Annotated in this window: 3 protein-coding genes; 1 reads left to right on the top strand and 2 read right to left on the bottom strand. The window is 68.1% G+C overall.

Annotated elements, in window-relative coordinates; translation table 11 throughout:
* Together ACK41U_RS05830 and ACK41U_RS05825 are read right to left on the bottom strand one after the other, a co-directional pair.
* Positions 1-1,027: Re/Si-specific NAD(P)(+) transhydrogenase subunit alpha (locus tag ACK41U_RS05830; RefSeq protein WP_409677187.1), on the bottom strand; the 1,027-nt coding region annotated here is incomplete at its 3' end.
* Between the two features lie 203 nt (positions 1,028-1,230).
* The gene (locus tag ACK41U_RS05825) at positions 1,231-1,782 is read right to left on the bottom strand and encodes a hypothetical protein (protein WP_409677185.1); all 552 of its coding nucleotides are present in this window, start codon (positions 1,780-1,782) and stop codon (positions 1,231-1,233) included.
* Between the two features lie 204 nt (positions 1,783-1,986).
* Here ACK41U_RS05825 and pepN point away from each other — a divergent pair, with 204 nt between their 5' ends.
* Positions 1,987-4,611, top strand: coding sequence for an aminopeptidase N (gene pepN, locus ACK41U_RS05820; protein WP_409677183.1), 2,625 nt, complete (start codon positions 1,987-1,989; stop codon positions 4,609-4,611).
* The last annotated feature ends 140 nt before the right edge of the window (positions 4,612-4,751 follow it).

Genomic DNA, 4,751 nt, shown 5'->3' with positions numbered 1-4,751 from the left:
GATCGGCGATGAAATGGCGGATATTGTTGCCGTACAGCTCGGATGACTGCGCCGCCATGCGCGAGGGGAAATCGGTGTAACCCACGATGATCACACCGTTTTCGGTCACGATGCGTTCGTCCGGGACGGTCAGGTCGCAATTGCCGCCCTTTTCGGCGGCCAGATCAATGATGACCGATCCGGGCTTCATCATCGCCACCATATCGGCGGTCCACAGCTTCGGCGCATCGCGGCCCGGGATCAGCGCGGTGGTGATCACGATGTCCATCTGGGGGGCCAGTTCGCGGAACCGGGCCAGCTGTTTTTCCCGGAATTCGGGGGATGAGGGGGCCGCATAGCCGCCCGTGGCCGCGCCGTCCTGCGCCGGTCCGTCGAAGTCCAGATAGACGAATTCCGCGCCCATCGATTCGATCTGCTCGGCCACTTCGGGGCGCACGTCGAAGGCATTGACCTGCGCGCCAAGCGACACGGCCGCCCCGATCGCGGCCAGCCCGGCCACGCCCGCGCCCACGACCAGCACCCGCGCGGGCGGCACCTTGCCCGCCGCCGTCACCTGCCCGGCGAAGAAGCGCCCGAAATTGTTGGCCGCCTCGATCACCGCGCGATAGCCCGCGATATTGGCCATGGACGACAGCGCGTCCATCTTCTGCGCCCGGCTGATGCGCGGCACCATGTCCATGGCGATGGCGGTGACGCCCTGTTCGCGGGCCAGCGCCAGCAATTCGGCATTCTGGGCCGGATAGAAAAACGAGATCACCGTCTGACCGCTGCGCATCTGGCGCAGCTCGGCCTCGGTCGGCTGGCGGACCTTGGCGAGGGTGTCGGCCTGCGCGATCAGCTGCGCCGCGCTGGCCACAACCTCGACGCCCGCCGCAAGGTAGGCCTCATCCGAGAACCCCGCCCGCGCGCCTGCGCCCGTCTCGACCAGCACCTCATGCCCCAGCTTGCGCAGGTGCCCCGCAGAGGCCGGCGTGATCGAAACCCGAGCCTCCCCCTCAAAACCCTCTCTCAATGCGCCAATCTTCATGGCCGATATGCCCCCCGGAGCTGTTCTGCGGTCGCCGCATCCATAGCATCGCGCAATTAAATATCACAACCCTGCGAGTTTATGACGCAAGAGGAAAGCCCGTCGCGGGCCGGGGCGTGACAAAAATACCGGCGGCGTCATGCCAATAAAAAGGGCCCGGATGCGCTGGACGCATCCGGGCCGGTCTGATCGAACCTTGCGGCTTAGTTTGCAGGCGCCGGAACGATCGGTGCGGTCGCAGGTTCGTCGGCTGCCGGTTCTTCGGCGGCGGGCGCGTCCGTGATCGCATCGCTCACGCTGTCGGCCGCACTTTCCGCAGCATCGGCGGCCGACCGGGCTGCATCGGCTGCGGCCCGGGCGGCGTCGTTCACGGCGGCGCCTGCGGCATCGGCGGCCGAGTCAGCCGCATCGGCGGCCGAATCGGCAGCGTCCGCGGCGGCCTCTTCGGCCTCGGTCGCAGCGGCGGGCTCTTCGACAGCCGGAGCGGCGGGCGCAGGGGCCATCGGAGCAGGCGTCTCGGTAACCGGCTCTGCGGGCGCCTCTTGGGTCGTTGTGACGGTCGTGGTGTCGCCGTCGACGACCACGGGATCATCGGTCATGAAGCGCTGCAGCACGAAATAGGCCAGCGCCAGCGCCAGCAGCACGCCGATGATCAGCGGCAGTGCCGACGAGCGACGCTCGACCGGCTCGACATAGGTCTCTTTGTGATCCGGGGCCGGAGTCGGGCGGGTCGGATCGTTGGGGTCGTGGCTCATTTCAAGCCTCCTCTTTCAGAGTGTCGTTGCACCAGGTCGTTGCACCGTGTCAGGGTGGCGAAGGTCTGGTTGACCGGGCCACCGCTGTCAATGTCATTGATCGTACAGTCCGGCTTGCAGGCCAGACATCGGGTGTTTAACTCATTGACAGGCCCGGAGGTTCCTGACCTCCGGCCAACATTCGGCGATCCAAGGAACGACCCCATGCAGAGCCCAGATCCATCGCAGCAAACCCCGCAAACCGTGCAGCATCTGGGGGATTACCGCCCCTATCCCTATCTGCTGACCGGGACGGCGCTGGATGTGACGCTGCACCCGCAGGCAACGATTGTGCGGGCGCAGATCGGGTTCGCGCCGCGTGCCCTGACGGAGGATGCGCAGGAAGCCGCCGATCTGGTGCTGGACGGCGGCAAGGGTCTGCGCATGATGTCGCTGACGCTGAATGGCGTGGCGCCCGACCCCAGCCATCTCCGCCGCGATGATGAGCGGCTGGTGATTGCCGCCACAGCCCTGCCCCACGGCCCGTTCACACTGGAGACCGAAGTGCAGATCAACCCCGAGGCCAATACGGCCTGCGAAGGCCTGTATCTGTCGGGCGGCATCTTCTGCACCCAATGCGAGGCCGAGGGCTTCCGCCACATCACCTTTTACCCCGACCGCCCCGATGTGATGACGACCTTCCGGGTCACGGTCCGCGGCGATCTGCCGGTGCTGCTGTCGAACGGCAACCCGGTCGGCGCCGGCGATGGCGTGGCCGAATGGCATGATCCCTGGCCCAAGCCCAGCTATCTGTTCGCGCTGGTCGCGGGCGATCTGGTGGCGGTCAGCGACCGGTTCACCACCCGGTCGGGCCGCGATGTGGCGCTGAATGTCTGGGTGCGCCCCGGCGATCAGGATCGCGCGGGGTTTGCGATGGAAAGCCTGATCACGTCGATGCGCTGGGACGAGGATGTCTATGGCCGCGAATATGATCTGGACGTGTTCAACATCGTCGCGGTCGATGATTTCAATATGGGAGCCATGGAAAACAAGGGGTTGAACATTTTCAACTCGAAACTGGTTCTGGCCTCGCCCGAGACTGCGACCGATACCGACTATGAGCGGATCGAGGCGGTGATCGCGCATGAGTATTTCCACAACTGGACCGGCAACCGCATCACCTGCCGCGACTGGTTCCAGCTGTGCCTCAAGGAGGGGCTGACGGTGTTCCGCGACCAGCAGTTCACCAGCGATCTGCGTTCTGCGGCGGTCAAGCGGATCGAGGATGTGCAGACCCTGCGCGCCCGCCAGTTCCGCGAGGATCAGGGCCCGCTGGCCCATCCCCCCCGCCCCGACCGCTATGAAGAGATCAACAATTTCTACACCGCGACCGTCTATGAAAAAGGCGCCGAGGTGATCGGTATGCTGAAACGGCTGGTGGGCGACGACGGCTACGCCCGCGCGCTGGACCTGTATTTCGACCGCCATGACGGCGACGCCGCCACGATCGAGGACTGGCTGGCCGTGTTCGAGGATGCGACGGGCCGCGACCTGACCCAGTTCAAGCGCTGGTATACCGATGCGGGCACGCCGGTTCTGACGATGGAGGAAGACTGGCAGGACGGCACCCTGACGCTGCGCTTTGCCCAGACGACCCCGCCGACACCGGGCCAGCCGGACAAGCCCGCGCGCGTCATTCCCATCGCGGTGGGCCTGCTGGACGCGGATGGCGCCGAGGTTCTGCCCACGACCGTATTGGAAATGACCCAGGCGCAGCAGGCGTTCCGCTTTGACGGGTTGGGCGCGCGGCCCGTCGTCTCGGCCCTGCGCGGCTTTTCGGCACCGGTGATCCTGCGGCGTCAGATGACTGACGCCACCCGCGCCTTTCTGCTGGCCCATGACACCGACCCCTTTGCGCGGTGGGAGGCCGGGCGCGAGCTGGCCCTGACGGCGCTGACCGCCGGGGCGATGGGCGGGGCGGTCGATGACACGGCGCTGATCGGGGCGATGGGCCGGTTGCTGGCGGATGAGGCGGCGGACCCGGCCTTCCGCGCGCTGTGCCTGGCGCTGCCGGGCGAAGAGGAAATCGCCACACGGCTGCATGCGCAAGGCGCGATCCCCGATCCCGATGCGATCCATGGCGCGCGCGAGACCCTGTCGCGCCGTCTGGCCGAGGCGCATGAGGGGCTGCTGGCGGGGCTGTATGACAGCATGGTCGTGGACGGGCCTTACCGCCCCGATGCCGATGCCACGGCGCGGCGGTCGCTGCGGCTGGCCGCGCTGTCGCTGTTGTCACGGATCGACGGCGGCGAGCGGGCGCAGATCCTGTTCGGTGTCGCGGGCAACATGACCGAGCGGATGGGCGCGCTGGCGGCGCTGGTGCGGCTGGGCCGCGCGGATGACGCGCTGCGGGCGATGCGCGATCAGTTCGGCGACAACCGGCTGGTCATGGACAAGTGGTTCACGGTGCAGGCCATGGCCGCCCCGCCGCAGGACGCGGCCCGGATCGCGGCGGCGCTGGCCGGGCGCGCCGATTTCGACTGGCAGAACCCCAACCGCTTCCGCGCGCTGCTGGGTGGGTTTGCGGCCAATCATGCGGCGTTTCATGCGGCGGCCGGGTCGGGCTATGGCTTTGTCGCAGACTGGCTGATGCGCATGGACCCGGCCAATCCGCAGATCGCGGCGCGGCTGTCCTCGGTCTTCGAGACATGGCCGCGCTATGACGCGGGGCGGCGTCAGCAGGCGCTGGCGGCGCTGAACCGGATCGCGGCGCTGGACGGGCTGAGCCGGAACACGCGCGAAATGGTCTCGCGCATGATTGCGGCGGGCGCTGGGGCGAAAGGTCTGTAAGCCGCGCGGGCGCGGGCGCCGGTTGCGTCCCGCGCTGGTGGGGGGGGGGGGGGGGCCCGCGCCCCCCCCCCCCCCCCCCCCCCCCCCCGCCGCCGCCCCCCCCCCGGCCCCCCCGCCCCGCCCGCCCCGGCGCCAGGGCC

Source organism: Paracoccus sp. (in: a-proteobacteria) (assembly GCF_046289755.1).
Taxonomy (GTDB): Bacteria; Pseudomonadota; Alphaproteobacteria; order Rhodobacterales; family Rhodobacteraceae; genus Paracoccus.
Note: the sequence above shows the minus strand (reverse complement) of the source record. Positions and strands in the feature narration are given on the sequence as shown.